Raw genomic sequence first — 21,548 nt, forward strand, 5'->3', positions numbered from 1 at the left:
TGTCTTCGGTGAGGCGGGGGAACTCCAGACTACCGGCCGTTTCGGGCTGCATTGCTGGCCGGGGAGGGTGACGCGCGTAGACCCAGGACCCTTACGCCACAAGGGATCCGGGCCCCCGGCCCCCCGCCCGGACCGCTCGGTTTCCGGCGATTCACGCCCCCGAGCGTGAACGCCCGAAGAACACCCGAATACGGCACTTGGGGACAGATCGGCCCGTCCCGCACATCGGTATCCGGGAGACCCCCGAAGATTCGTGAATATCCGGAAAAGAATGCCGGACTCTTCGATTTCGACCCCCTTCGGGTGCAGAATAGGGCCACCTGTCGCGGCAAGTGCTGCGTATCCGGCGGGCCACCAGGCCTGCCCGTGTGCGCTTGCGCGAGTTGGTGCACATCAGGCCACGGGACGTACCCCGCGAACCGGCGGCCGAATTGCCCGAGAGGATTGACACCCATGGCTCAGCGTGTAGTTGTCACGCTCTCCGACGACCTGGACGGCGGCGCCGCCGCGGAAACCGTCCACTTCGGCGTCGACGGGAAGTCGTACGAGATCGACCTGTCGCTGGACAACGCGGAAAAGCTGCGGGAGGCCCTCGCCCCGTTCGTCGCCGCGGGCCGCCGTCAGAGCCGCACCGGAAAGTCCTTCCGGCGCACCGCCCTCACCCCGGACCCGGCCGCCGTGCGCGCCTGGGCCCTGTCCCGCGGCATGGAACTCCCGGCCCGCGGCCGGATCCCCAAGCACGTGTACGAGGCGTTCGCCGAGGCGAACTGACCCTCCCGGGGCGCAGCCCCTGGTCGCCCTGCCCGCCCGGACCGAAAGGGTGGGGCGACCACCCCGAACGATGCTGTAGAGTATTCCTCGTCGCCGCAACGGAGAGATCCGAAGAGGCGGCGGGTGCCCCACCAGGCACCATGCGGACGTGGCTCAGTTGGTAGAGCATCACCTTGCCAAGGTGAGGGTCGCGAGTTCGAATCTCGTCGTCCGCTCGCAGTGCGCGAGCACAGCACAACTCAATAGTTCAATCCTGCGGACGTGGCTCAGTTGGTAGAGCATCACCTTGCCAAGGTGAGGGTCGCGAGTTCGAATCTCGTCGTCCGCTCCAGAGCGAAGGCCCCCTCGATCGAGGGGGCCTTCGGCATTCCCGCTTCCACTGACCGCGGTCCACCACCGCTCCTCCCATGACATTTGTCATCGCCGACCCGTGGATTCGCACCGCCGACTCATGACGGCGCGCACTGCCCGCGCGACCGGGGCGGCGGAAGGCTGGAGGCATGGAAACGAGCCAGCCCTCCCGCCCCGGCGACAGCGTGATCGAGGTCACCGACCTGCACCGCCGCTACGGCACCGGCGCCACCGAGTACCACGCCGTCCGCGGCGTCGACCTGACCGTCGGCCGCGGCGAGCTGTTCGCCCTGCTCGGCACCAACGGGGCCGGCAAGACCTCCACCATGGAGGTCATCGAGGGCATGGCCGCTCCCACCCGCGGCACCGTCCGGGTGCTCGGCCGCGACCCCTTCGCCGCGCGCGCCGCCGTCCGCCCGCGGATCGGCATCATGCTCCAGGAGGGCGGCTTCCCCGGCGAGCTCACCGCCGCCGAGACCGGCCGCACCTGGGCCGGGATGACCAGCGGCGCCCGTCCCGTCGCGGAGGCGCTGGAGCTGGTCGGCCTCGGCCACCGCGCCGACGTCCGGGTCAAGCAGCTGTCCGGCGGTGAACGGCGTCGGCTGGACCTCGCGATGGCCCTGCTCGGCCGCCCCGAGGTGCTGTTCCTGGACGAGCCCAGCACCGGCCTCGACCCGGAGGCGCGCGCCGCCGTCTGGCAGCTGGTGCGTGAACTGCGCGCCCAGGGCACCACGGTGCTGCTCACCACCCACTACCTGGAGGAGGCCGAGGAGCTCGCCGACCGGCTGGCCATCATGCACGGCGGCCAGGTCGTCACCACCGGCACCGTCGCCGAGGTGATCGCCGGCCGGCCCTCCCGGATCACCTTCGAGCTCCCCGAGTTCACCGGGACCGCGCTGCCCGTCCTGGCCGGGGCCGAGGTCGCCGTCGACGGCCGCAAGGTCACCGTGCAGACCGTCGGCCTCCAGGACACCCTCACCGACCTGCTCGGCTGGGCCCGGCACCACTCGATCGCGCTCGGCGCCCTGGACGCCCGCAGCGCCTCGCTGGAGGAGGCCTTCCTCGCGATCGCCTCCGAGGCCGCCCACCAGGCCCCGCCGCAGGCCCCCACCGCCTCCGCCCGTCCCGCCCGCCGCCGCCTGATCGGATCCGCCCGATGACCACCGCCGCTCCCACCGACACCCGCGCCACCGGTCCGCAGAGCACCACGGCCGGCCGGCTGCTCGCCCTCGGGCGCGCCGAGGCCACCCTGCTGCTGCGCAACCGCACGGCGCTGTTCACCGCCCTGGTGCTGCCGGTGGTGCTGATCAGCACCCTGCAAGGGATGCTCAAGAAGCGGTCCGAGAGCAACCCCGGGCTGGACGTCCACTCGCTGCTGGTCTACGGCTCGGTCGGGATGGTCCTGGCCTTCGTCGTGTACTACAACCTGACCGCCGCATACGTCGGCCGGCGCGGCGAGCTGGTGCTCAAACGGCTGCGCACCGGCGAGGCCAAGGACCTGGAGATCCTGCTCGGCACGGCCGTCCCCTCGCTCGCCCTCGGTCTGCTGATGGCCGCCCTGATCGGGGTCGGCGGCAGCATCGGCCTGCACCTGGCCGTACCGGTCAACCCGGTGCTGATGCTGGTCGGCCTGATGGTGCTGCTGGCCACCATGATCGCCCTGGCCGCGCTGTCCAGCGCCTTCACCAAGACCGTGGAGAGCGCGGGCATCACCACCCTGCCGGTCATGCTGGTCATGCAGTTCGGCTCCGGCCTGTTCGTCCCGCTGGAGGTCATGCCCTCGCCGCTGGCCGACGTCTGCCGACTGCTGCCGACCACCCCGGCCTTCCAGCTGATCCGGGTCGGCTGGTTCGGCACCGACGGCTCCGCCGCCGCGACCGACTTCATGGGCAGCTGGGGCGCCGCCGCCCCGCACATGGTCACCGGTCTGGTCTGGCTCGGCCTGGCGGTCTGGGGCGCGGTGCGCTACTTCCGCTGGGAGCCGCGCCGCTGACCCGAACGGGACCCCTCACCGCTACGCACCGGAAACCGAAGGATCAGTCCCCGTTCCACCTCTGATATGAAGGCAGCGCAACGATCGTGATCAGACGGGGAGCACTGCGATGGTCCGGGGGCCGATCCGCCGCTGGAAGGGCTACGGCAAGCCACAGCGCGCCGAGCTGTACTTCCGGTGGTCGCTCTACATGGTGGCGTGGTTCATGCTGCCGATAAACCTGCTGGCCAGCGCCTCCTCCGTGAGGGTGCAGGGCACGACCACCGCCGCCCAGGTCGCCCTGGTCCTGTCGCTCGCCTCCATCCTGGTCACCCTCCGGGCGTACCGGACCTCGCTCGACCGCTACCTGGGGCGGCCCAGCCCGTACCGGCGCTGGCTGATCGTCAACGCCGTCCTGACCGTGGCCGGTTCCTGGACCGTCCTGCTGCTCGGCCCGTCCTCCGACGGGCTGTCGCCCCACCCGGGCCCGCCGTTCACCTCGGTGATCGCCGCCGCCCTGGTCGGAGCCACCGCGGGTCCCACGGGGGTGGGCCTGCGGTGGCGGTGGGCCTTCCTCGCCGGAATCGGTCTGCCGTTGGTGATCGCCCCGGCGATGCTGCTGGCCGGCATCAGCTCCGCCACCACCTTCGGATGGGTCTGCGGAGCGGTCTTCGGCACCCTCGTGCTGACCGGCAGCTGCCGCAGCTTCGCCTGGGTGACCGCGATCGTCTGGGAGCTGGACGCCGCCCGCGAGGCGCAGTCCCGGCTCGCCGTCGCCGAGGAGCGGCTGCGGTTCTCCCGCGACCTGCACGACGTGATGGGCCGCAACCTGACCACCATCGCGCTGAAGAGCGAGCTCGCCGTCCAACTCGCCCGGCGCGGGCGCACGGAGGCCGCCGACCAGATGGCCGAGGTGCAACGGATCGCCCAGGAGTCGCAGCGCGAGGTCCGGGACGTCATCCGCGGCTACCGCACCGCCGACCTGCACGCCGAGGCGATCGGCGCCCGGGCGGTGCTGCGCTCCGCCGACATCGCCTGCGAGATCGACCTGGGCGAGAACGCCGACGGGCTGCCGCTGCCGGTGCAGTCGGTGCTCGGCTGGGTGATCCGCGAGGCCACCACCAACGTGCTGCGGCACAGCGAGGCCGCCCACTGCCTGATCCGGCTGCGGCGCGAGGGCGACCGGGCGGTGCTGGAACTGGAGAACGACGGGGTGCCCGAGGTCCCGATCCCCTCCCAGGGCGCCGGCACCGGGCTGCGCGGCCTGCGCGAGCGGCTCGCCGCCCACGACGGCGAGTTGACCGTTCCGACGGCCGCACCGGGCACCTTCCGGATGCTCGCCGCCGTACCGCTGCCATGCTGAGAGAGGCTGCCCGATGACCCAGAACACCGCGCCCGTACGCGTCCTGCTCGCCGACGACGAGCACCTGATCCGCGGCGCGCTGGCCGCGCTGCTCTCGCTGGAGGACGACATCGAGGTGGTCGCCCAGGCCGGCTCCGGCCCGGAGGCGCTGGCGATGGCCCAGTCGCACCGGCCCGACATCGCGGTGCTGGACCTCCAGATGCCCGGCAAGGACGGCATCGAGACGGCCACCGAGCTGCGCCGGCTGCTGCCGGACTGCCGCTGCATGATCGTCACCGGCCACGGCCGCCCGGGCTACCTGAAGCGGGCGCTGGAGGTCGGGGTGCGCGGCTTCCTGCCGAAGACCGTCTCGGCGGCCGACCTGGCCGGCATCATCCGCACCGTGCGCTCCGGCGGACGGTACGTGGACCCGGAGCTGGCGGCGGACGCGATCAGCGCCGGGGAGACCCCGCTGACCCCGCGCGAGACGGACGTCCTGGAGCTGGCCGCGGACGGTACCCCGATCGCGGAGATCGCCGAACGGGCCGCGCTCTCCCCGGGCACCGTGCGCAACTACCTGTCCTCGGCGGCCACCAAGCTGGGCGCGGAGAACCGGCACGCGGCGGTGCGGATCGCCCGCGAGCACGGCTGGATCTGAGGCCTGTCCGACCTCGTGCTCGCGGGCGTCACCGCCGCGGATCAGACCCAGCCGGTGCCGGTCAGCCGCTCGTACACCTCGATGTACTTGGCCCGGGTCTGCTCGACCACCTCGGCCGGCAGCTCCGGCGGCGGCTGCTCGCTGTAGCGGTCCCAGCCGGAGGCCGGGGAGACCAGCCAGTCGCGGATCAGCTGCTTGTCGAAGGACGACTGCGAGCGGCCCGGCTGGTACTCGTCGGCCGGCCAGTAGCGGGAGGAGTCCGGGGTGAGCACCTCGTCGCCGATCACCAGCTCGCCGTCCAGCAGGCCGAACTCGAACTTGGTGTCGGCCAGGATGATGCCGCGCTCGCGGGCGATGTCCCGGGCTCGGGCGTAGATGTCCAGGGTGGTGCGGCGCAGCTGGCTGGCCAGCTCGGCGCCGATCCGGCGGGCGGTCTCCTCGTAGGGGACGTTCTCGTCGTGCTCGCCGACCTCGGCCTTGAGCGCCGGGGTGTAGATCGGGGCGGGCAGCTCGGAGCTGTTCTCCAGGCCCTCCGGCAGGGCGATGCCGCAGACCGTACGGCTCTCGTTGTACTCGGTCAGGCCGGAGCCGGCCAGGTAGCCGCGGGCGACCGCCTCGACCGGGATCATCTCCAGGCTCTTGCAGACCAGCGTGCGGCCCTTCCAGTCGGCCGGGGCGCCGACCGGGATCTCGGTGGAGATCACGTGGTTGGGGACGATGTCGGCGATCCGGTCGAACCACCACAGCGAGAGCTGGGTGAGGATGCGCCCCTTGTCCGGGATCTCGTTCGGCAGCACCCAGTCGTGGGCGGACATCCGGTCGCTGGCGACCATCACCAGCTCGCCCGACTCGGTGCGGTACAGGTCGCGCACCTTGCCGGTGTGCAGGTGGACCAGGCCGGGTACCTGGACGGGCTCGGGCTTGGTGACAAATCCGCTCAAGGTGTTCAGTCCTCAGGGGTCGTTCACGGGCGTGGGGCACCGCGAAAGGGGAGGTCACTGCCCCCGCAGTCTTTCACGACCGCTGAACGTCAGTTCTTGCAGAGCCGGTCCAGCAGGTTGGCGGTGGCCCGCTGGATCCGTTCGTCGGTCAGTCCCGGGCGGCCCAGCGCGGGCGACCAGGCGAAGGTGCCGGCCGCGAAGACGTACGCACCGCTGGGTGCCCGGTACAGCGAGGTCTCCTGGTAGCGGGTGCGGCCGGACAGGTCCTGGTACGGGGAGTGCGCCAGCAGCACCCGCTCGGTGTGCTCGGGCAACGCAACCTTGGGGTAGTACCGGTCGGCCTCCCCCGCGACCAGGCCGGGCAGCTCGTCGCCCTCCTGCAGCCCGGTGCCGTCCCAGAGCCAGTGCGCGGTGTGCCGTGCCACCAGCGGGACGGGCGCGGCGACCCGGCCCGAGTACTGCACGCCGAGCAGGTGCTGCTCGGGCTCGCCGGCGTCCCGCCACAGCGCGCTGGCCGCGCCGGGCACCCCGGCGGCCGGGCTGCCGGGCGCGACCTTCTGCCGCTTCCGGCAGTTGAGCAGCCGGTGCGGCTCGCCGGAGGCGGCGGCGGTCAGCTCGACCCGCCAGTACATGGTGTTGGCGGACAGGAAGACCAGCGAGGTGCCGCCGTCCCGGGCCCGCTCGGCGGCCCGGCGCATCGGCTCGGACCAGTACTCGTCGTGGCCGGGGAAGACCAGCGCCCGGTGCTCGGCCGGGTCCACCAGGCCGGCGTGCAGGTCGGTGGCGGTGGCGTAGGAGAGGTCGTAGCCGTAGCGCTCGGCCCAACGGATGAAGTCGTACGCGTGGCCGACGTGCAGCGGCAGACCGGCGGTGGCGTGCGGGCGGTCGAAGGAGACGGTGACGGCCGCCTCCGGCTCGCCGACCAGACCGCCCCGGCCGTCCCAGGCGTGGTAGAGGCTGGCGCCGGTGCGGCCGTCCTCGGGGAACAGGTTGTACGCCTGCCAGGTCACGTCCGGGAGCACCAGGAGCAGTTCGGCCTTGCGCCCCTGGTCCGCGAAGTCCCGCACGGTGAAGGGGATGTGGCTGCGGTGCAGCATGTCCGCGGTGGTCAGCACGGCGACGTACGCGCCGGGCTTCCAGTGCGCCGGGATCTGCAGCCGCCAGGAGTGCCACCAGTGGTGGCAGGAGACCGTCCGCTCGACCACCAACGGGGCCGGCTGGGCGAGGCCGGCCACCAGTGGGCTGTCGGTCATGTGGCGGGCGCCGTCGCCGCCGTAGTGGCCGATCCGGTAGACGCTCACGGTGAAGTCACGGGGCGGGTTGACGGTGACCCGGAAGTCCACCGAACCGCCGGGACGGACCACCCCGGCCGAGGCGAAGCCCTTGATCTGCTGGTCCACGTCGTTGGAGCTCTGCGGGGTGCCGACCGGCGGCTTGGTCCGCGCACCGGCCGACAGCGGCTGCTGGCCGGGCGCGTCCACCGAGACGTACCAGGGCACGGCGCCCTCCGCCCCCGCCAGGTACTGGTCGGGGCTGCGCAGCCAGGGCAGCGGGCCCTGGCCGAAGGGGTCGGAGACGCTGTAGGCGTGCGTTCCCGACTCCCAGCGGCGGTTGAGTTCGGTCCCCACGCGCCCCTCCCAGGTGCACTTCCGTCCGGTTGGCACGTGCCCCCCGGGTGTGCGTGCGGTCTAATACACCACACAGTGCTGGCGCTGCGTCACCCTACGGTAGCAATTGGTGTCGGGAATCTCGCGAGCCGTCCGGACAGGGCCTCCGGCCTGCGGAGACGGCCGGAGGCGGGCCCGACAGGGGCGCGTGCCGGGGCGCCGAGCGCCGTCTGCGACCGATGGGGCGTCAGTGGCCTGTCGGGCCGTTCGTGTCCGGTGGGAACGGTCGGCCGCGCCTTGACGGTCAACCGCGCCCTAGAGGCGCACGGGCTTCTCCAGGCGGACCTCGGCGGCGTCCAGCCAGGCGCGCAGCGGTCCGTCCTGGCCCTGCTCGACGGCCTGGGCGACCGGGCCGGCCAGGTCGGTGCGGCGGACCCCGCCGAGCAGCAGCACCGGGCCGTCCAGCCAGTCCAGGCCGGGGGCGCCGCCGGCGGTGTCCACGGCCGCGCAGCAGACCATCGCGGTGACGTGGTCGACCAGCAGGTCGCGGCCGGTGCGGGCGGGTTCGAGCAGCGGGGCCGGTGCGGTGGTGCGGGCGAGCTGGGCGGCGAGCGCGGCGGCGAGCCGTTCGCCGTCACCCTCGGCGAGCCGGACCAGCAGCCGGGTGAGGGTCGGGGCGCCGGGGCGGGACTGCGGGGCGAGTCGGTCCAGGGCGGACTGCAGGGTGGCGGCGCGGGCCCGCCAGCCGGCGTCCACCACGTCGGCCGGGTAGTCGGCCCACTCCAGCTCGTCCCAGGCGCCGACCGGCGGGCGGCCGAAGAACAGCTCGGCCGCGAGCCGGGAGACCGCCCGGTCCACGGTGCCGGGCTCCTCCAGCAGGTCGCAGGCGGGGCGGTCGCCGAGCCGGTTGCCGTAGCCGTCGGCCAGCCGGTCGCGGCGGGACAGCTCAGTGAGCGCGGCGGCCACCCCGGCGTTGAGGTGCGCGGGGTGGCGGCCGAGCCGCCAGGCGGGCAGCGCGACCCGGGTGAGCAGCCGGTCCCAGCCGGCGTAGGCCAGGCCCACCTGCTCCTGGGCGGCGATCCGCAGGCCGTAGTCGACCGTCCGGGCCTGCTCGGAGGCCCAGCTCGCGACGGAGCGCTCCAGCTCGGCGGAGTGGCCCCGACAGGCGCCGAGCATCCGGCGGGTGATCCGTCGGGTGATCCGGTCGGCGAGCGCGGCCGGGCCGCGGCGGGGCGGCCGGGGCGGGGCGGCCAGGGTGCCGCCGCCGAGCCCGGGGGCCGCACCCCCGCCGGAGTCCAGACAGGCGTCCAGGCTGCGCAGGAAGCGGCGGGCGGCGGCGATCTCCGGGTCGGCGGAGGCGGCGGTGCCGGCCACCACGGGGGCCAGCAGGGCGCGCAGTTCGCTGGCCCGCATCCACCACAGGAACGGCGAGCCGATCACCAGAACCGGCGCGGGCGACACGGGGTGCGGCCGCAGCGGTCCGGGCCGCCGCACCGGCGGGAGGTCCTCCAGCCAGCTGTCGCAGTCCGGGGTGAGGGCGATGGCGGAGGGCGCGGGCACGTCCAGCCGGTCGGCCAGTTCGCCGATCAGCCGGTACAGCTCGGGGGCCTCGGCCCGGGCGACCGGGACGGCCGGGATCTGCGGCGGGACGGCCCGGCGGTAGGCGCAGGCGGTCAGCCCGGCCACCAGCAGGGTCAGCGCGGCGACCGCGCCGAAGGCCCAGCGGGCGGCGTCCCAGCCGGCGGCGTCCGGGGCGCCGGGCGCACCGATCCGGCCGGTGAACCGGCCCGCGAGCAGGACCACCGTGACGGCGGCGGGCACGACGGCGGCGGCCAGGGCCAGGCCTCGGACCCGCAGGACCGCCTGGGCGTGAGCGCGCGCGGTGTCGACTGCGGCCATACGGTGCGGCACCCCCTTCGGAGCCCTCGGGCGCCCGGATCCGGGCCCTGAGCCGACTCGAAATGATCAGTTCCGACCGGGAAGCGGAGGCGTCCGATTCCCGGCAGTGCAGGCTGTGTGGCGCTACTGACATTTTCGACGCCCCGGTCCGGGCGGGCGTTCCGGAACGACCCGGTTTCCACTCGTCCCGGTGACGCCGCCCGGATTCCGGACGCCTGCGACCGGTCCGGTGCGAAGCACCCGGGCGACCGCCCGGCCGGACGCCGTCCAGCATCCCCCCGCGGGCGCGCCGCTACCCGGCGGCGACCCCGGCGCACGGCCCCGTCGCACTGCGATCCAGCGCACCATAAGGCCGAGCACGCGGTTACGTCAGCTGGATGCGGTTGCTGTCACCCGATGGGCTGGAATCCGGCCGCCGAACGGTGCGTCGGCCCCCGGAACCGCTCCGGCCCGGGAAACGCCGAGGGCGCTGCGCCCTGCGGGTTGTTTCCCCCTCTTCGGGGCTCGCTCGCCTCCGGGTCGCTCGGACCCGGTGCCGACGGTCGGTGCTCCGGCGCTCGCACCTCGCTGGTCGCTTCTCCCCTTCGGCACCGGCGCGGCCCTTCGGCTCGCTCGCGTCTGACGAGCGCCCCCCATGCGAGCGATCGGCTCGCTCGTGACGAGCGCGGCCCCCGTGCGAGCGATTCGCACGGGGGCCGCAGGGGGTGTCGGCGCCTCAGGCGGTGGCCGCCTTGAGCGCGATGTCGGTGCGGTGCTGCCCGCCCTTGAGGGAGATCCGGTCCACGGCGGCGTACGCGCGGTCGCGCGCCTCGGCCAGGTCGGCGCCGGTCGCGGTGACCGACAGGACGCGGCCGCCGGCACTCAGCACCCGGCCGTCCTCGTCCGCCTTGGTGCCGGCGTGCAGCACGAACGCGGTGCCGTCCGCCTCGGCCTCGGCCAGGCCCTCGATCGGGTCGCCGGTGCGCGGCGCGGCCGGGTAGCCCTCGGAGGCGACCACCACGGTGACGGCGGCGCCCTCGTCCCAGCGCAGCGGCTCCAGCTGGTCCAGGGTGCCGGTGGCGGAGGCCAGCAGGATGCCGGCCAGCGGGGTGCGCAGCCGGGCCAGCACGACCTGGGTCTCCGGGTCGCCGAAGCGGGCGTTGAACTCGATCACCCGGGTGCCGCGCGAGGTGAGCGCCAGGCCCGCGTACAGCAGGCCGGAGAACTCGGTGCCGCGGCGGCGCAACTCGTCCACGGTCGGCTGCAGGACGGTCTCCAGGACCTCCTCGACCAGGCCGTCCGGCGCCCACGGCAGCGGCGAGTAGGCGCCCATGCCGCCGGTGTTGGGGCCCTCGTCGCCGTCCAGCGCGCGCTTGAAGTCCTGCGCGGGCTGCAGCGGCAGCACGGTGGTGCCGTCGGTGATCGCGAACAGCGAGACCTCGGGGCCGTCCAGGTACTCCTCGATGACCACGCGCTCGCAGGCGGCGGCGTGCGCCAGCGCGGCCTCGCGGTCGGAGGTGACCACGACGCCCTTGCCGGCGGCCAGGCCGTCGTCCTTGACCACGTACGGCGCGCCGAAGGCGTCCAGCGCCGCGGCGGCCTCCTCGGGGGTGGTGCAGACGTAGGAGCGGGCGGTGGGCACCCCGGCCCCGGCCATCACGTCCTTGGCGAAGGCCTTCGAGCCCTCCAGCTGCGCTGCCGCGCCGGAGGGGCCGAACACCGGGATGCCGGCCGCGCGCACGGCGTCGGCGACGCCGGCCACCAGCGGGGCCTCGGGACCGACCACGACCAGGTCGGCGCCCAGCCGCGCGGCCAGTTCGGCGACCTGGGCGCCGTCCAGCTGGTCGACCGGGTGGACCGTCGCGACGCGGGCGATCCCGGCGTTGCCCGGGGCGCAGTGCAGCTCGGTCACGGAGGGATCTTGGGACAGGGAGCGGCACAGGGCGTGTTCGCGGGCGCCGCCGCCGATGACGAGGACCTTCACGCCAGGCAGCGTAGTCGGTGGCCCGTTCCGGCCGCTCTCCGGTCCCGTGGGATCCTCCAGGAGAAGAGCTCCGTACGCCGACTACGCCGGAGGATCCTCCAAGTCCGGAGGGTCCGGATGCGCGGCGGGTGTCCGGGTCAGGACGGCGGGTCACCGGGGCCTCGCTCGGACGGGTGAAATCTCGCCGCCCCCCGCAACCCGCTCACCTCGGGTTCCGGTGGCCGAAACCGATAACGATCACCGTGGAAGCGCCCCCACGGTCAGCCATTTGGCGGTAAGAAGTGCTGTTGGACAACCACCGGCAGACGCCACGTCAGCCGATGCGCCGCCAGACCAAGCCGCCCGCCCGCCACAGGGAGCCCCACAGGTGAGCCAGCCGGAAATGCAGCCCGAGGAGAGTGCCTGGGGCAAGGAGATCGGCGAGGAGGACCCGCCCGCCGCCGCCGTCGCCCGGCGGGCCTCCACCCGCCGCCGGACCGATCTGAGCACCCGGCAGTTCCCGCTCGGGGACTGGGGCGAGCCCGCCGAGCGGCTGGAGGAGCTCTACCGCTGGTCCGAGGAGCGGGCGGTCGAGGCGATCGAGTGGTACCGCCGGGACCGGGTCTGGAAGCGCCGCTGGGCGCGCCTGCTGCGCTTCGGCACGGCCGGCTTCGCGGTGGGCGGGGTGACCGCCCCGCTGGTGGACCTGACCGGCGCGCTCTCGCACGGCGCCGGCTGGGGCTACGTGGGCTTCGCGCTCGCCGCCGCCTGCTACGGCACCGACCGGGCCTTCGGCCTCACCTCCGGCTGGATGCGGGACGTCTCCACCGCCCAGGCGCTGCAACGCCGCCTGGAGGCCTTCCAGTTCGACTGGGCGTCGGAGTGCGTGCGCGAGGTGCTCGGCCCGACCGAGGGCACCGCGGGCGAGGCCGCCGAGCGCTGCCTGGGCGTGCTGCGGCGGTTCTGCGAGGACGTCTCGGACATGGTCCGCACCGAGACCTCGGAGTGGATGCTGGAGTTCCGCGCCTCGATGACCCAGCTGCCCACCCAGGCTCCGGGGGCCTGGGGCGGGCGCACCGAGCCCGGGGTGGGCGCCCAGGTGCGGGTGCTGCCGCCGCCGGGGACCAGGCCCACCATGCCGCGCCAGCGGCCGCCGGAGGGTCCGCTGCGGTAGGACGCGCCCCTGGGTGTGTCCGACGATTCCCGCCGGGCGCGCGGATCGACGGACGCGCCCCAGCAGGACGGCGCTACGCGAAGACGATCATCGAGCCCTGGGCGAGGCTCCGGGTCGCCGCCGCGTACAGGCCCGACCAGGCGTGGCGCTCGCGGGCGAAGGGGTGCACGTCGTCGATCGGCGGCCCGAACGGCTGCTCCAGACCGGTCGGGCCGAGCGGCCGGGTCGGGTCCGGCGGGTTGAGCGGGTCGATGCCCAGCGCCGGTGCCACGGCCTGCAGTTCGCGCAGCAGCCCGTGGCTGGAGCCGAGCGGGCCGCCTCCGGCGAGCAGCGTGTCGTCCACCAGCGGGGTCGGGAACTCGATCGGCACGTACGCGCCGGCGTGGTCGAAGTGCCAGACCAGGTGCGACTGTTCGGCGCTGCTCTCGAACATCTCCAGCAGCTGCTCGTAGTCGCCGCCGAGCGCGTCGACCGGGGTGATGTCCAGACCGGTGAGGCCCAGCAGGTAGGCGCGGCGCAGGAAGTGCAGCGAGTCGTAGTCGAAGGCGGCTATCGGCTCGACCGCTCCGCTCAGCCCGGGGACGTACTGGTAGACCGGCACCTGGGGCAGCCCGCGGGAGGTCAGCACCGCGTTGTAGAGCGCGAGGTCGTCCCGGAAGGGGTTGTCGGGGCTGTGGCTCAGCACGTCCACCAGCGGGACGAGCCAGAGGTCGCAGGCCATGGCCGGCAGTTCCTCTCCGGACGGCGGGGATCGCCCGCGGGGCGGGGCGACGACGGGGGGCGGAGTCGGTACCCGGACGGCCCTTGCCAGGGCACCGGGTTCGACGCCCGCCCACCCTACCGGCCCGGCGCGGCGTGCGGATCGGGCCGTCCCCGCGGAGCCTCGGTCGGCGGCTCGGCCAGCCGCCGGCCGAACCACCCGTGCGGCATCCGACGCGGCTGCGGCACCAGGCCGAGGCCCAGGCCCAGTTCACGGCCCAGCTCCCGGCCGACCTCCCCGCCCTGCCGGGGCCGCCCGGCCCGGGCCGTCCCGGGCTCCGCGGCGGGCTCCGCCAGGGACGGCGGCGAGGACACCGGCGGCTCGACGGGTACCGGCAGCGGCTCCGCGCCGGCGGCCTCGGTGAGCAGCCCGAGCACCGTCACCGACTCCAGCGGGCGCCCGGCCAGCCCGGCCAGCAGCCGGACGGTGAACAGGTTGTACTCGCAGATGATCCGGTGCGCGCCTTCGAGGTCATGGGCCCCGATCGCCTCGACCAGGTCCAGGTGGCGGTCCCAGCAGACCCCGGCCAGGGTGGGCATCTCCCGCAGGTAGGGCGCGGCGAACATCCAGGACTGCACCCGGAGCCAGTCCAGGTAGTCGCCGATCCGCCGGTTGCCGAGCAGAGCGGAGACCTCCTGCCAGAACCGACGGTCGCAGCCCACCATCACGTCCAGGTTCCCGGCCCGGGCGGCCCGCACCGCCGCGTCGGCCCGGCGGCTCAGCGAGGGCAGCCGGGTGAGGTCGGGCAGCGCCCGGCGGGTGGAGAACTGACGGTAGAAGCTGTCGGTGAGCAGGACCCTGGACTCGAAGATCTCCAGGAAGTCCTCCCAGCACAGCTCCGGCACCGTGAAGCCGCGGTGGTGCTCGGCCCGCAGCAGCCCCTGGGCGCCGAGGTCGACCAGCGCCTCGCGGGCCGGGGTCGCGGAGACGCCGTACAGCTCGGCGATCTCCTTGACGGTGAAGTTGCGGCCGGCCGCCAGCCGGCCGGCCATCATCTCCTCGCGCAGCGCGCCGGCGATCTGCTCGCGCAGGCTGTTGCGGTGGATGACGGGACGGGGGGTGTCGCTTGCGCCGTTGCCGGACATGCGCGCGACCTCCTCGGGCAGGCCGCCAGGCCGACCCGCGACGGACCGGCCGACCAGCGGCAGGGAACACGACGAGTGCTCATCTTCTCAAACCGGCCCGGAGCAGGTACGAACCAACCCTCCGGAACGCCCCGGGCCCTACCGCTGGACGGGCGCCGGGATGCCGAGCAGGCGGTCCCGCAGCACCGGGAACTCCTCACGCGCCTTGCCCACCTCGGCCGGGTCGAAGTCGACGGTCAGCACCTGCTCGTCGTCCCCGGCCTCGGCCAGCACCCGGCCCCACGGGTCCACCACGATGCTGTGCCCGGCCTGCTCGACCCCGGCGTGCGTCCCTGCGGTGTTGCAGGCCAGCACGAAGGCCTGCTCCTCCACCGCCCGCGCCCGGGCCAGCAGCGTCCAGTGCTCGCGCCGCCGCGCCGGCCAGGCGGCCGGGACCACCAGCAGCTGCGCGCCGGCGTCCAGCAGCGCCCGGAACAGCTCCGGGAAGCGCAGGTCGTAGCAGGTGGCCAGGCCCAGGGTGGCGAAGTCGGTGGGCGCGGTGACGATCTCCTGCCCGGCGCCCATCACCACCGCCTCGCCGCTGTCGAAGCCGAAGCGGTGGATCTTGCGGTAGGTGTGCACCAGCTCGCCGTCCGGGGCGAACAGCATCGAGGTGTTGTAGATCGGCCCGTCCGGGTCGCGTTCGACGATCGAACCGGCGTGCAGCCAGACCCCGGCGGCCCGGGCGGCGGCCGCCATCGCGTCCGAGGTGGGCCCGTCCAAGGTCTCGGCGCCCTCCGACCAGAGGTCGTAGGCGAAGCCGCCGAGCGGCCAAAGCTCCGGCAGCACCACCAGGTCGGCGTCCTGCTGCGCCCGTACCAGCGCCGCGGCGCGGGCCCGCCGCTCTGCGGGCGGCTCGGCGTCGGAGACCGCGAGTTGGATCAATGAAGCGCGCACAGTACCACCGTCCACGGCAAGAGTCCTACGATCGTCACCCGAAAGCGCTGCCCAGCTGTCTCCCGGCAGCGTAACGTGCGGTTAGCGTGAGCGCCCGGAAGCCGGACCATCCCGGCCGGCCGCGATGACCGTGCGCGGATCGTAGGAAAGCTGACGGAGGGCCGGAGATTCCCGTGACGGACAACCAGACCGTGCAGGCTTACACCGAGGCGTGGACGCACAGCATCGAGTCCATATCGGAGCTGGTCGCCCCCCTCCCCGAGGGATCCTGGAACCGGGCGACCGAGTGCCCCGGCTGGTCGGTCCGGGACATCGTGTCGCACGTGATCGCGGTCGAGTCGGAGCTGCTCGGCGATCCCCGTCCGATCCACTCGCTGCCGCGTGATCTTCGCCACGTGACCACCGAGTTCGCCCGCTACGTCGAGCTGCCGGTCGACAAGCGCCGCTGCCACACCGCGCTGGAGATGACCAGCGAGCTGGAGTACACGATCATCCGCCGCTCCCGCGCGCTGCGGAACGCCAAGCAGACGCCCGACGAGCCGGTGCGCTGGCCGGCCGGCCCGCTCGCCGGGAACGTCCCGTACCACGAGCTGCTGCGGATGCGGGCGTTCGACGTCTGGGTGCACGAGCAGGACCTGCGCCGGGCCCTGGAGACCCCCGGCAACCTGGACGCCCCGGGCGCGCTGATCACCCGGGACTTCCTGCTGGAGCGGCTGCCCAAGGCCGTCGCCCACAACGCCGGCGTCCCGGCCGGGACGGCCCTGGTGCTGGACGTCACCGGCCCGGTGGAGTTCCTGCGCACCGTCCGGGTGGACGCCGCCGGGCGCGGCACCGTGGACGAGTCGATCAGCCTGGCCCCCGACGTCCAGCTCACCATGGGCTGGGAGACGTACGTCCGGCTCGCCTGCGGGCGCGGCCGGCCCGGCCCGGTGAGCGTCGAGGGCGACAAGGAGCTGGCCGAGCGGGTGCTCGCCAACTTCTCGGTCACCATCTGACGCCTGCGGCGCGCGCCACCCGGCGTACACGTACCAACGCGCGCCGGGTCGGCACCACTCGTGCGTCCATGCGTCAACCCAGCACCAGCCACCTCACCTGTTTGGCCTCGTTGTTCCGGGCAGTCCTGCCATCACCCGGAAGAAGGAGGGGCGTCCCCGTGGACGACGGACAGGAACAGCAGGAGCAGATGGTGCTGGTGCGGTCGAGCTTCCCGGTCACGGGGCAGCCGATCCGGGTCGTGATGATCGACGGGGAGCCGTGGTTCGCGACCAAGGACGTGTGCGCCGTACTCGACCGGGGCAGCCCGGGCTGGGCCAGCAAGATGGTCGGCCCCGACGACAAGCGGACCATCGACATGCGCTCGGTATGGGTGAGTTCAACTCACTCATACGACGTTTCCGCAGGTGGGAATGGATCCGTCCGGGGAAATCCATTGCTGAGCCTCGTCAGTGAGGCAGGGCTCTACCTCCTCGTCATGAGGTCGAGGAAATCCAATGCCCGGCCCTTCCAGGAGTGGGTCGCCCGAGACCTCCTCCCCTCCATCCGCCGAGGGGATACGGACATCCCGACCCAGCAGCAGCGGATGGCCGAGACCCTGGCCGAGGCGATCGGGCAGCAGGTACAGATCGTCGCGGAGATCGACCACGAGGACTGGCCGGGTCTGACCGTCCACTCGGACGGAACGGTCCACTGCCGGCACGGGGAGATGGTCCTCCGTCTACCAAGCCGGGAGGAGGACAGCGGGCCGCCCTACGGCGCGTACTTCGCCTGCCCGGGCGGGGAGCGGGTCGGCATCCGGGGCAGCCGGGTCGTTCCGGGCTGCCCGAAGCTGAAGCTGGTGGACTTGATCCGTCTGCGTCGCTCAGCGCAGCCTCGGCCCAACCGAGTGCCGGGTCAAGGAGCGTTGATCGTGGAGATGCACGGCGCCCGGATCTACGGAACGGCGCCACAGATCGCTGAGCTCATGCGTGAGTACGGCGGCTGACCCGCCTCCGCCGGTGACGGATTACCCTAACTTCAAGTTAGGGTAATCGCGTTTCCGCAGGTCAGAAACCCTACGATCCCGTCGCCATAACCCTCCGCCGCAGCCGCAGGATCATCGCCGTCCCGACCGCCAGCGGGACGTACTGCCAGCAGAACGCCCAGCGGAAGGCGGTGGCCGAGTAGGTCTCGACGCCGTCCGGGGAGAGCGCGTCCAGCAGTACGCCGATGCCGAACAGGGTGATCATCGTGCCGATGAAGCCGCCCATGTTGACGATGCCGGAGGCGGTGCCGAGCCGCTCGACCGGGTTGCGGGAGCGCGCGTAGTCGAGGCCGACCAGTGAGGCCGGGCCGTTGCTGCCCATCACCAGGATGATCCCGACCAGCAGCCACATCGGCGGGTGGCCGCCGGGCCAGGCCAGCACCAGCGCCCAGCCGAGAGCGGTGGTGGCGATGGCGGTGAGCACGATGGGCATGCGGGCCCGCGCCGAGCGGGAGAGCAGCCGGCCGAAGACGAAGCCGCAGGTCATGTTGGAGAGCACCAGCAGGGTCAGCAGCCCGCTGGCCGCGGTCCGGGACATGCCCTGCGCCTCGACCAGGTAGGGCATGCCCCAGAGCAGGCCGAAGGCGTTGCCGGGGAACTGGATGGTGAAGTGGATCCACAGGCCCAGCCGGGTGCCCGGCTCCCGCCAGCAGTCGAGGACCTGACGGCGGATCCTCGGGCGTTCGCGGCCCTCGACCGGCCGGACCGGCTCCTCCTGCGCGGGCGCCTCCTTCAGGAAGAGCGCGACCAGCGCGAACACCGCCACGCCGAGCAGCGCGATCGCGGCGAAGGTGGGCGTCCAGCCCTCGCTGTGCAGCGCCCGGGCGAGCACCACCGTGGTGACCAGGTTGCCGCCCATCCCGGCCAGGCCGGTCAGCTGGGCGACGAACGGGTTCTTGGCCGCCGGGAACCAGCGGGCGGCGATCCGCAGCACGCTGATGAAGGTCATCGCGTCGCCGCAGCCGAGCACCGCCCGGGAGGCCAGCGCCGGGGCGAAGGAGGAACTGAACGCGAAGGCCAGCTGGCCGGTGCTCAGCAGCAGCACGCCGAGCAGCAGCACCCGGCGCGGCCCGAACCGGTCGACCAGCAGCCCGACCGGGACCTGCATGGCCGCGTAGACCAGCACCTGGAGGATCGAGAAGGTGGACAGCGCCGAGGCGCCGATGCCGAAGCGCTCGGCGGCGTCCAGTCCGGCCACGCCGAGGCTGGTGCGGTGGATGACGGCCAGGACGTAGACGCTGACGCCGATGGACCAGGCCAGCCAGGCCGCGCGGCCGCCGGGCGGCGAGGGCGCGGTGGCGGTCAGGGGCTCGACGGCGGGTCGGGGAGCGGGGACGGACAGGGACGGGGCTGAACGAGCTGGCTCCACGGTCATAGTTCGTCCAGATTAGTCATCCCATGATTGGACGCCCAGCCTGGGGTGAGGACGGGCCCGTCAGCCGGTCACCGTCCAGGACACCGACCTGGTCATGTAGCGGTCCCGGAAGGCCTCGTCCCGCACCCAGTCCGTGGTGTCCCGGACGGTCGCGGTGACGGTGGCCGTCCGGCCCGGGGCCAGGTCCAGTTGCGCGGTGTCCAGCGAGCCGCCGCCCGGGGTCTGCGGCGTCACCGGGACGCCGTCCACCTTCCACTCGACCTTCAGCTGCCGGGTGCCGGTCAGCGGCAGCGGCCGGACGTCCAGCCGGGGGCGCCCGGCCACCTCGCCGGGCGGCGGTGAGGGGGCGTCGGTCGGCCGGACCCTGCGGTACACCTCCTCGATGATCGCCTCGCGCGAGGGCAGGTTGTAGGTGCTGCCCAGGGTGCGCATCACCGAGTCGGGGGTGGGCCGGTAGAGGCCGTTGGCGCCGCGGTACGCCCCGACGGTCCCGGCGCCGTCCGGGGAGTCGGCGCCCAGCCAGCGCCACCACTTGGTCTGCTTCTTGCGCATGTCGTCGGCGTTGAGGGCGGAGAGGTTCGGGTAGTCGGCGTCGTCCGGGGCGCTGTCGTACTCGTCCCCGAGGTCCCCCACGGTGTGCCCGATCTCGTGCTGGATGATCCGCCCGGAGTCCGGGCTGCCCCCGGCCAGGGTGGTCACCCCGGTGCCCCCGGCGCCGCCGTACTCGGCGGAGTTGGCCAGCGCTATCAGGTACTGCGGCCCGGTGCCGTCCCCCGCGTACCGGGCGGTGGCGGACTCGTCGGCGCAGAGCAGCCGGGCGGTCCCCTCGCACCAGAAGTGCATCCCGAGCGGGGTGGCGGGGTTGCGGCCGCGGCCCTCGGTCTCGGCTATCCCGGAGACCGGGGAGACCACCTCGACCCGCCTTATGTTGAAGAACCCCTGGTAGGTGCGGAACGGCTCGATGTCCATCAGCGCGTGCCAGGCCTTGTCGGCCTGCTGCCGGAACAGCTCCTGTTCGTCGCCCGTGTAGCCGTCGCCGAGCAGGACCAGGGTGATCCGGTTGGCCGGGTCCCCGGTGCGGCGTATGTCGAAGGTCGGGGCGGCCGCGGGTATTCGCTGGTCGGCGCGGAGCGAGGTGTGCGGCGGCACCGCCCGGTCGGCCGGGGCGCCCGCCCCGATCACGCCGAACGGCGAGGGGCCGACCACCTCCAGGGCGGCGGGGAGTACGGCGGTGGACACCAGCACGAACGCGGCCAGACTCCGGACGAGACGGCCTGGGGTGCCAGAAGGCATACGGGTTCGTCCTCGGGGCTCCGGTCACCCGGCGTCGCCCGGGTGGTGGAGCGGAGACGTACCCGGACCGGCGTGTCACCCCAACCGGCCGAAGAAAATGTCACCGACCTGGCCGAACGATTCCTATCGCGCCATTCATGCCAATCAATCCCGCCAGCTCAATCCCGGCGGCGCTTCCCCAGGCTCAGCACGAGGTGCGTCCCGAGCCCGAAGAGCAGCCCCCAGAAGGCCGAGCCGATGCCGAACAGGCTCATCCCCGAGGCGCTCGCCAGGAAGGTCACCACCGCCGCGTCCCGCCCGCGCTCCTCGGTGACCGCCGCCGCCAGGCTGCCCTGCAGCGAGGCCAGCAGCGCGACCCCGGCGATCACCGCGACCAACTCCTTCGGCAACCCGGTGAACAGGCTCACCAGCACCCCGCCGAAACTGCCCACCAGCACGTACAGCACGCCCGAGGACATCCCCGCGACGTACCGCCGGCGCGGGTCCGGGTGGGCCTCCGGGCCCGAGCAGATCGCCGCGGTGATCGCCGCCAGGTTCACCCCGGGCGAGCCGAACGGCGCCATCAGCATCGCCATCGCGCCGGTCGAACCGATCAGCAGCCGGTCGTCCGCCTGGTAGCCGAAGGCCCGCATCACCCCGAGGCCCGGGGCGTTCTGCGAGGCCAGGGTGACGATGGTGAGCGGCAGCGCCAGCCCCACCAGGGCCGACCAGGAGAAGGCCGGCACCGTCAGCACCGGCACGGTCGGCCCGCCCGAGCCCAGGTGCAGCGGCAGTCCGACGGTCAGCGCCGCCAGCACCCCGCCGACCAGCAGCGCGACCGGCACGGCGTACCGGGGCGCGAACCGCTTGGCCAGCAGGAAGGCCGCGAAGCCGCCCACCACCAGCACCGGCGCGCTGTGCACGGCGCCGAAGATCCCGGCGCCGAAGGAGAACAGGATGCCCGCCAGCATCGCGTTCACGATCCCCACCGGCACCGCCGCGATCAGCCGGCCGAACCAGCCGGTCACCCCGAACAGCGTCACCACCGCGGCGCTCACCAGGAACGCCCCGACCGCCTCCCGGTACGGGTAGTCACCCAGGCTGGTCACCAGCAGCGCGGTCCCCGGGGTGGACCAGGCGGTGATCACCGGCGTCCGGGTCCACCAGCTGAGCACGAAGCCGCTCACCCCGCTGCCGATCGCCACCGCCCAGATCCAGGACGCGGTGTGCGCCTGGTCCAGCCGCCCGGCGGCCGCCGCCGCCAGCACCACCACCAGCGGCCCCGAGAAGGACACCGCGACGCACACCAGTCCCGCCAGCAGCGCCGGCCCCGACACGTCCCGCCGCAGCGACCGACGTTCCCCGCCCTCGACCGCCGTCTTCTCCGGTCGGATCGTCAGCTCATCCGTCATTCCGGCAGTATCCCGAAGCCAGGCCGAAGAC

Annotated in this window: 18 protein-coding genes and 2 tRNA genes; 10 read left to right on the forward strand and 10 right to left on the reverse strand. The window is 73.4% G+C overall.

Features of this window, described 5'->3' with window-relative positions; all coding sequences use genetic code 11:
* The first annotated feature begins 453 nt into the window (after positions 1-453).
* From ACFQ87_RS03065 to ACFQ87_RS03095, 7 genes are all read left to right on the forward strand, one after another.
* The gene (locus ACFQ87_RS03065) at positions 454-771 is read left to right on the forward strand and encodes an Lsr2 family protein (RefSeq protein ID WP_380608816.1); all 318 of its coding nucleotides are present in this window, start codon (positions 454-456) and stop codon (positions 769-771) included.
* A gap of 142 nt (positions 772-913) precedes the next feature.
* Positions 914-986 (forward strand) — tRNA-Gly (locus tag ACFQ87_RS03070).
* Positions 987-1,026: 40 nt separating this feature from the next.
* Positions 1,027-1,102, forward strand: a tRNA-Gly gene (locus ACFQ87_RS03075).
* A 169-nt stretch (positions 1,103-1,271) separates the two neighbouring features.
* The gene (locus ACFQ87_RS03080) at positions 1,272-2,282 is read left to right on the forward strand and encodes an ABC transporter ATP-binding protein (protein ID WP_380608817.1); all 1,011 of its coding nucleotides are present in this window, start codon (positions 1,272-1,274) and stop codon (positions 2,280-2,282) included.
* A complete protein-coding gene (locus ACFQ87_RS03085; RefSeq protein ID WP_380608818.1) occupies positions 2,279-3,115 on the forward strand; it encodes an ABC transporter permease in 837 nt (278 codons plus the stop codon). Before ACFQ87_RS03080 ends, ACFQ87_RS03085 begins: the two co-directional genes overlap by 4 nt.
* 109 nt (positions 3,116-3,224) lie before the next feature.
* Entirely contained in the window at positions 3,225-4,457 is a 1,233-nt protein-coding gene (locus ACFQ87_RS03090; RefSeq protein WP_380608819.1) for a sensor histidine kinase, read from the forward strand.
* A 13-nt stretch (positions 4,458-4,470) separates the two neighbouring features.
* The gene (locus ACFQ87_RS03095) at positions 4,471-5,094 is read left to right on the forward strand and encodes a response regulator (protein WP_380608820.1); all 624 of its coding nucleotides are present in this window, start codon (positions 4,471-4,473) and stop codon (positions 5,092-5,094) included.
* A gap of 41 nt (positions 5,095-5,135) precedes the next feature.
* On the opposite strand, the gene ACFQ87_RS03100 is transcribed toward ACFQ87_RS03095, so the two are convergent.
* The 4 genes from ACFQ87_RS03100 to purD form a co-directional block, all read right to left on the reverse strand.
* A complete protein-coding gene (locus ACFQ87_RS03100) occupies positions 5,136-6,035 on the reverse strand; it encodes a phosphoribosylaminoimidazolesuccinocarboxamide synthase (RefSeq protein WP_380608821.1) in 900 nt (299 codons plus the stop codon).
* A gap of 89 nt (positions 6,036-6,124) precedes the next feature.
* Positions 6,125-7,663 carry a N,N-dimethylformamidase beta subunit family domain-containing protein gene (locus ACFQ87_RS03105; RefSeq protein ID WP_380608822.1) on the reverse strand — a complete coding sequence of 513 codons (1,539 nt, stop codon included), beginning with the start codon at positions 7,661-7,663 and terminating at the stop codon, positions 6,125-6,127.
* Positions 7,664-7,957: 294 nt separating this feature from the next.
* Positions 7,958-9,541: a hypothetical protein gene (locus tag ACFQ87_RS03110; protein ID WP_380608823.1), complete on the reverse strand. Its 1,584-nt coding sequence runs from the start codon at positions 9,539-9,541 to the stop codon at positions 7,958-7,960.
* Positions 9,542-10,256: 715 nt separating this feature from the next.
* The gene (gene purD / locus ACFQ87_RS03115; RefSeq protein WP_380608824.1) at positions 10,257-11,504 is read right to left on the reverse strand and encodes a phosphoribosylamine--glycine ligase; all 1,248 of its coding nucleotides are present in this window, start codon (positions 11,502-11,504) and stop codon (positions 10,257-10,259) included.
* 367 nt (positions 11,505-11,871) lie between these two features.
* Here purD and ACFQ87_RS03120 point away from each other — a divergent pair, with 367 nt between their 5' ends.
* Positions 11,872-12,657, forward strand: coding sequence for an SLATT domain-containing protein (locus ACFQ87_RS03120; RefSeq protein ID WP_380608825.1), 786 nt, complete (start codon positions 11,872-11,874; stop codon positions 12,655-12,657).
* A gap of 73 nt (positions 12,658-12,730) precedes the next feature.
* Here ACFQ87_RS03120 and ACFQ87_RS03125 read toward each other — a convergent pair whose 3' ends face one another.
* The 3 genes from ACFQ87_RS03125 to ACFQ87_RS03135 form a co-directional block, all read right to left on the reverse strand.
* A complete protein-coding gene (locus tag ACFQ87_RS03125) occupies positions 12,731-13,378 on the reverse strand; it encodes a hypothetical protein (RefSeq protein ID WP_380608826.1) in 648 nt (215 codons plus the stop codon).
* A gap of 116 nt (positions 13,379-13,494) precedes the next feature.
* On the reverse strand, positions 13,495-14,502 hold the full coding sequence (locus ACFQ87_RS03130) for a GntR family transcriptional regulator (RefSeq protein ID WP_380608827.1): 1,008 nt from the start codon (positions 14,500-14,502) through the stop codon (positions 13,495-13,497).
* A 138-nt stretch (positions 14,503-14,640) separates the two neighbouring features.
* On the reverse strand, positions 14,641-15,438 hold the full coding sequence (locus ACFQ87_RS03135; protein WP_380608828.1) for a carbon-nitrogen family hydrolase: 798 nt from the start codon (positions 15,436-15,438) through the stop codon (positions 14,641-14,643).
* Positions 15,439-15,611: 173 nt separating this feature from the next.
* Between ACFQ87_RS03135 and ACFQ87_RS03140 the strand changes: the two genes are divergently transcribed.
* Positions 15,612-16,433 (forward strand): maleylpyruvate isomerase family mycothiol-dependent enzyme, encoded by an 822-nt coding sequence (locus tag ACFQ87_RS03140; protein ID WP_380608829.1) that lies wholly within the window; start codon positions 15,612-15,614, stop codon positions 16,431-16,433.
* A 158-nt stretch (positions 16,434-16,591) separates the two neighbouring features.
* Complete coding sequence (locus ACFQ87_RS03145) at positions 16,592-17,419, forward strand: Bro-N domain-containing protein (protein ID WP_380608830.1); 828 nt, start codon at positions 16,592-16,594, stop codon at positions 17,417-17,419.
* A gap of 70 nt (positions 17,420-17,489) precedes the next feature.
* On the opposite strand, the gene ACFQ87_RS03150 is transcribed toward ACFQ87_RS03145, so the two are convergent.
* The 3 genes from ACFQ87_RS03150 to ACFQ87_RS03160 form a co-directional block, all read right to left on the reverse strand.
* Entirely contained in the window at positions 17,490-18,833 is a 1,344-nt protein-coding gene (locus ACFQ87_RS03150) for a nitrate/nitrite transporter (RefSeq protein WP_380608831.1), read from the reverse strand.
* Between the two features lie 60 nt (positions 18,834-18,893).
* On the reverse strand, positions 18,894-20,126 hold the full coding sequence (locus ACFQ87_RS03155) for a M64 family metallopeptidase (RefSeq protein WP_380608832.1): 1,233 nt from the start codon (positions 20,124-20,126) through the stop codon (positions 18,894-18,896).
* 158 nt (positions 20,127-20,284) lie between these two features.
* A complete protein-coding gene (locus tag ACFQ87_RS03160; protein WP_380608833.1) occupies positions 20,285-21,517 on the reverse strand; it encodes a benzoate/H(+) symporter BenE family transporter in 1,233 nt (410 codons plus the stop codon).
* Positions 21,518-21,548 lie beyond the last annotated feature (31 nt).

The sequence above is a fragment of the Kitasatospora sp. NPDC056531 genome, assembly GCF_042794375.1.
Classification (GTDB): Bacteria; Actinomycetota; Actinomycetes; order Streptomycetales; family Streptomycetaceae; genus Kitasatospora.

Bases quoted from the DNA above. Each gene is read 5' to 3' on its own strand.
- ACFQ87_RS03065 (WP_380608816.1), top strand. From the start codon at position 454: ATGGCTCAGCGTGTAGTTGTCACGCTCTCCGACGACCTGGACGGCGGC.
- ACFQ87_RS03080 (WP_380608817.1), top strand. From the start codon at position 1,272: ATGGAAACGAGCCAGCCCTCCCGCCCCGGCGACAGCGTGATCGAGGTC.
- ACFQ87_RS03085 (WP_380608818.1), top strand. From the start codon at position 2,279: ATGACCACCGCCGCTCCCACCGACACCCGCGCCACCGGTCCGCAGAGC.
- ACFQ87_RS03090 (WP_380608819.1), top strand. From the start codon at position 3,225: ATGGTCCGGGGGCCGATCCGCCGCTGGAAGGGCTACGGCAAGCCACAG.
- ACFQ87_RS03095 (WP_380608820.1), top strand. From the start codon at position 4,471: ATGACCCAGAACACCGCGCCCGTACGCGTCCTGCTCGCCGACGACGAG.
- ACFQ87_RS03110 (WP_380608823.1), bottom strand. From the start codon at position 9,541: ATGGCCGCAGTCGACACCGCGCGCGCTCACGCCCAGGCGGTCCTGCGG.
- ACFQ87_RS03125 (WP_380608826.1), bottom strand. From the start codon at position 13,378: ATGGCCTGCGACCTCTGGCTCGTCCCGCTGGTGGACGTGCTGAGCCAC.
- ACFQ87_RS03130 (WP_380608827.1), bottom strand. From the start codon at position 14,502: ATGTCCGGCAACGGCGCAAGCGACACCCCCCGTCCCGTCATCCACCGC.
- ACFQ87_RS03150 (WP_380608831.1), bottom strand. From the start codon at position 18,833: ATGACCGTGGAGCCAGCTCGTTCAGCCCCGTCCCTGTCCGTCCCCGCT.
- ACFQ87_RS03155 (WP_380608832.1), bottom strand. From the start codon at position 20,126: ATGCCTTCTGGCACCCCAGGCCGTCTCGTCCGGAGTCTGGCCGCGTTC.
- ACFQ87_RS03160 (WP_380608833.1), bottom strand. From the start codon at position 21,517: ATGACGGATGAGCTGACGATCCGACCGGAGAAGACGGCGGTCGAGGGC.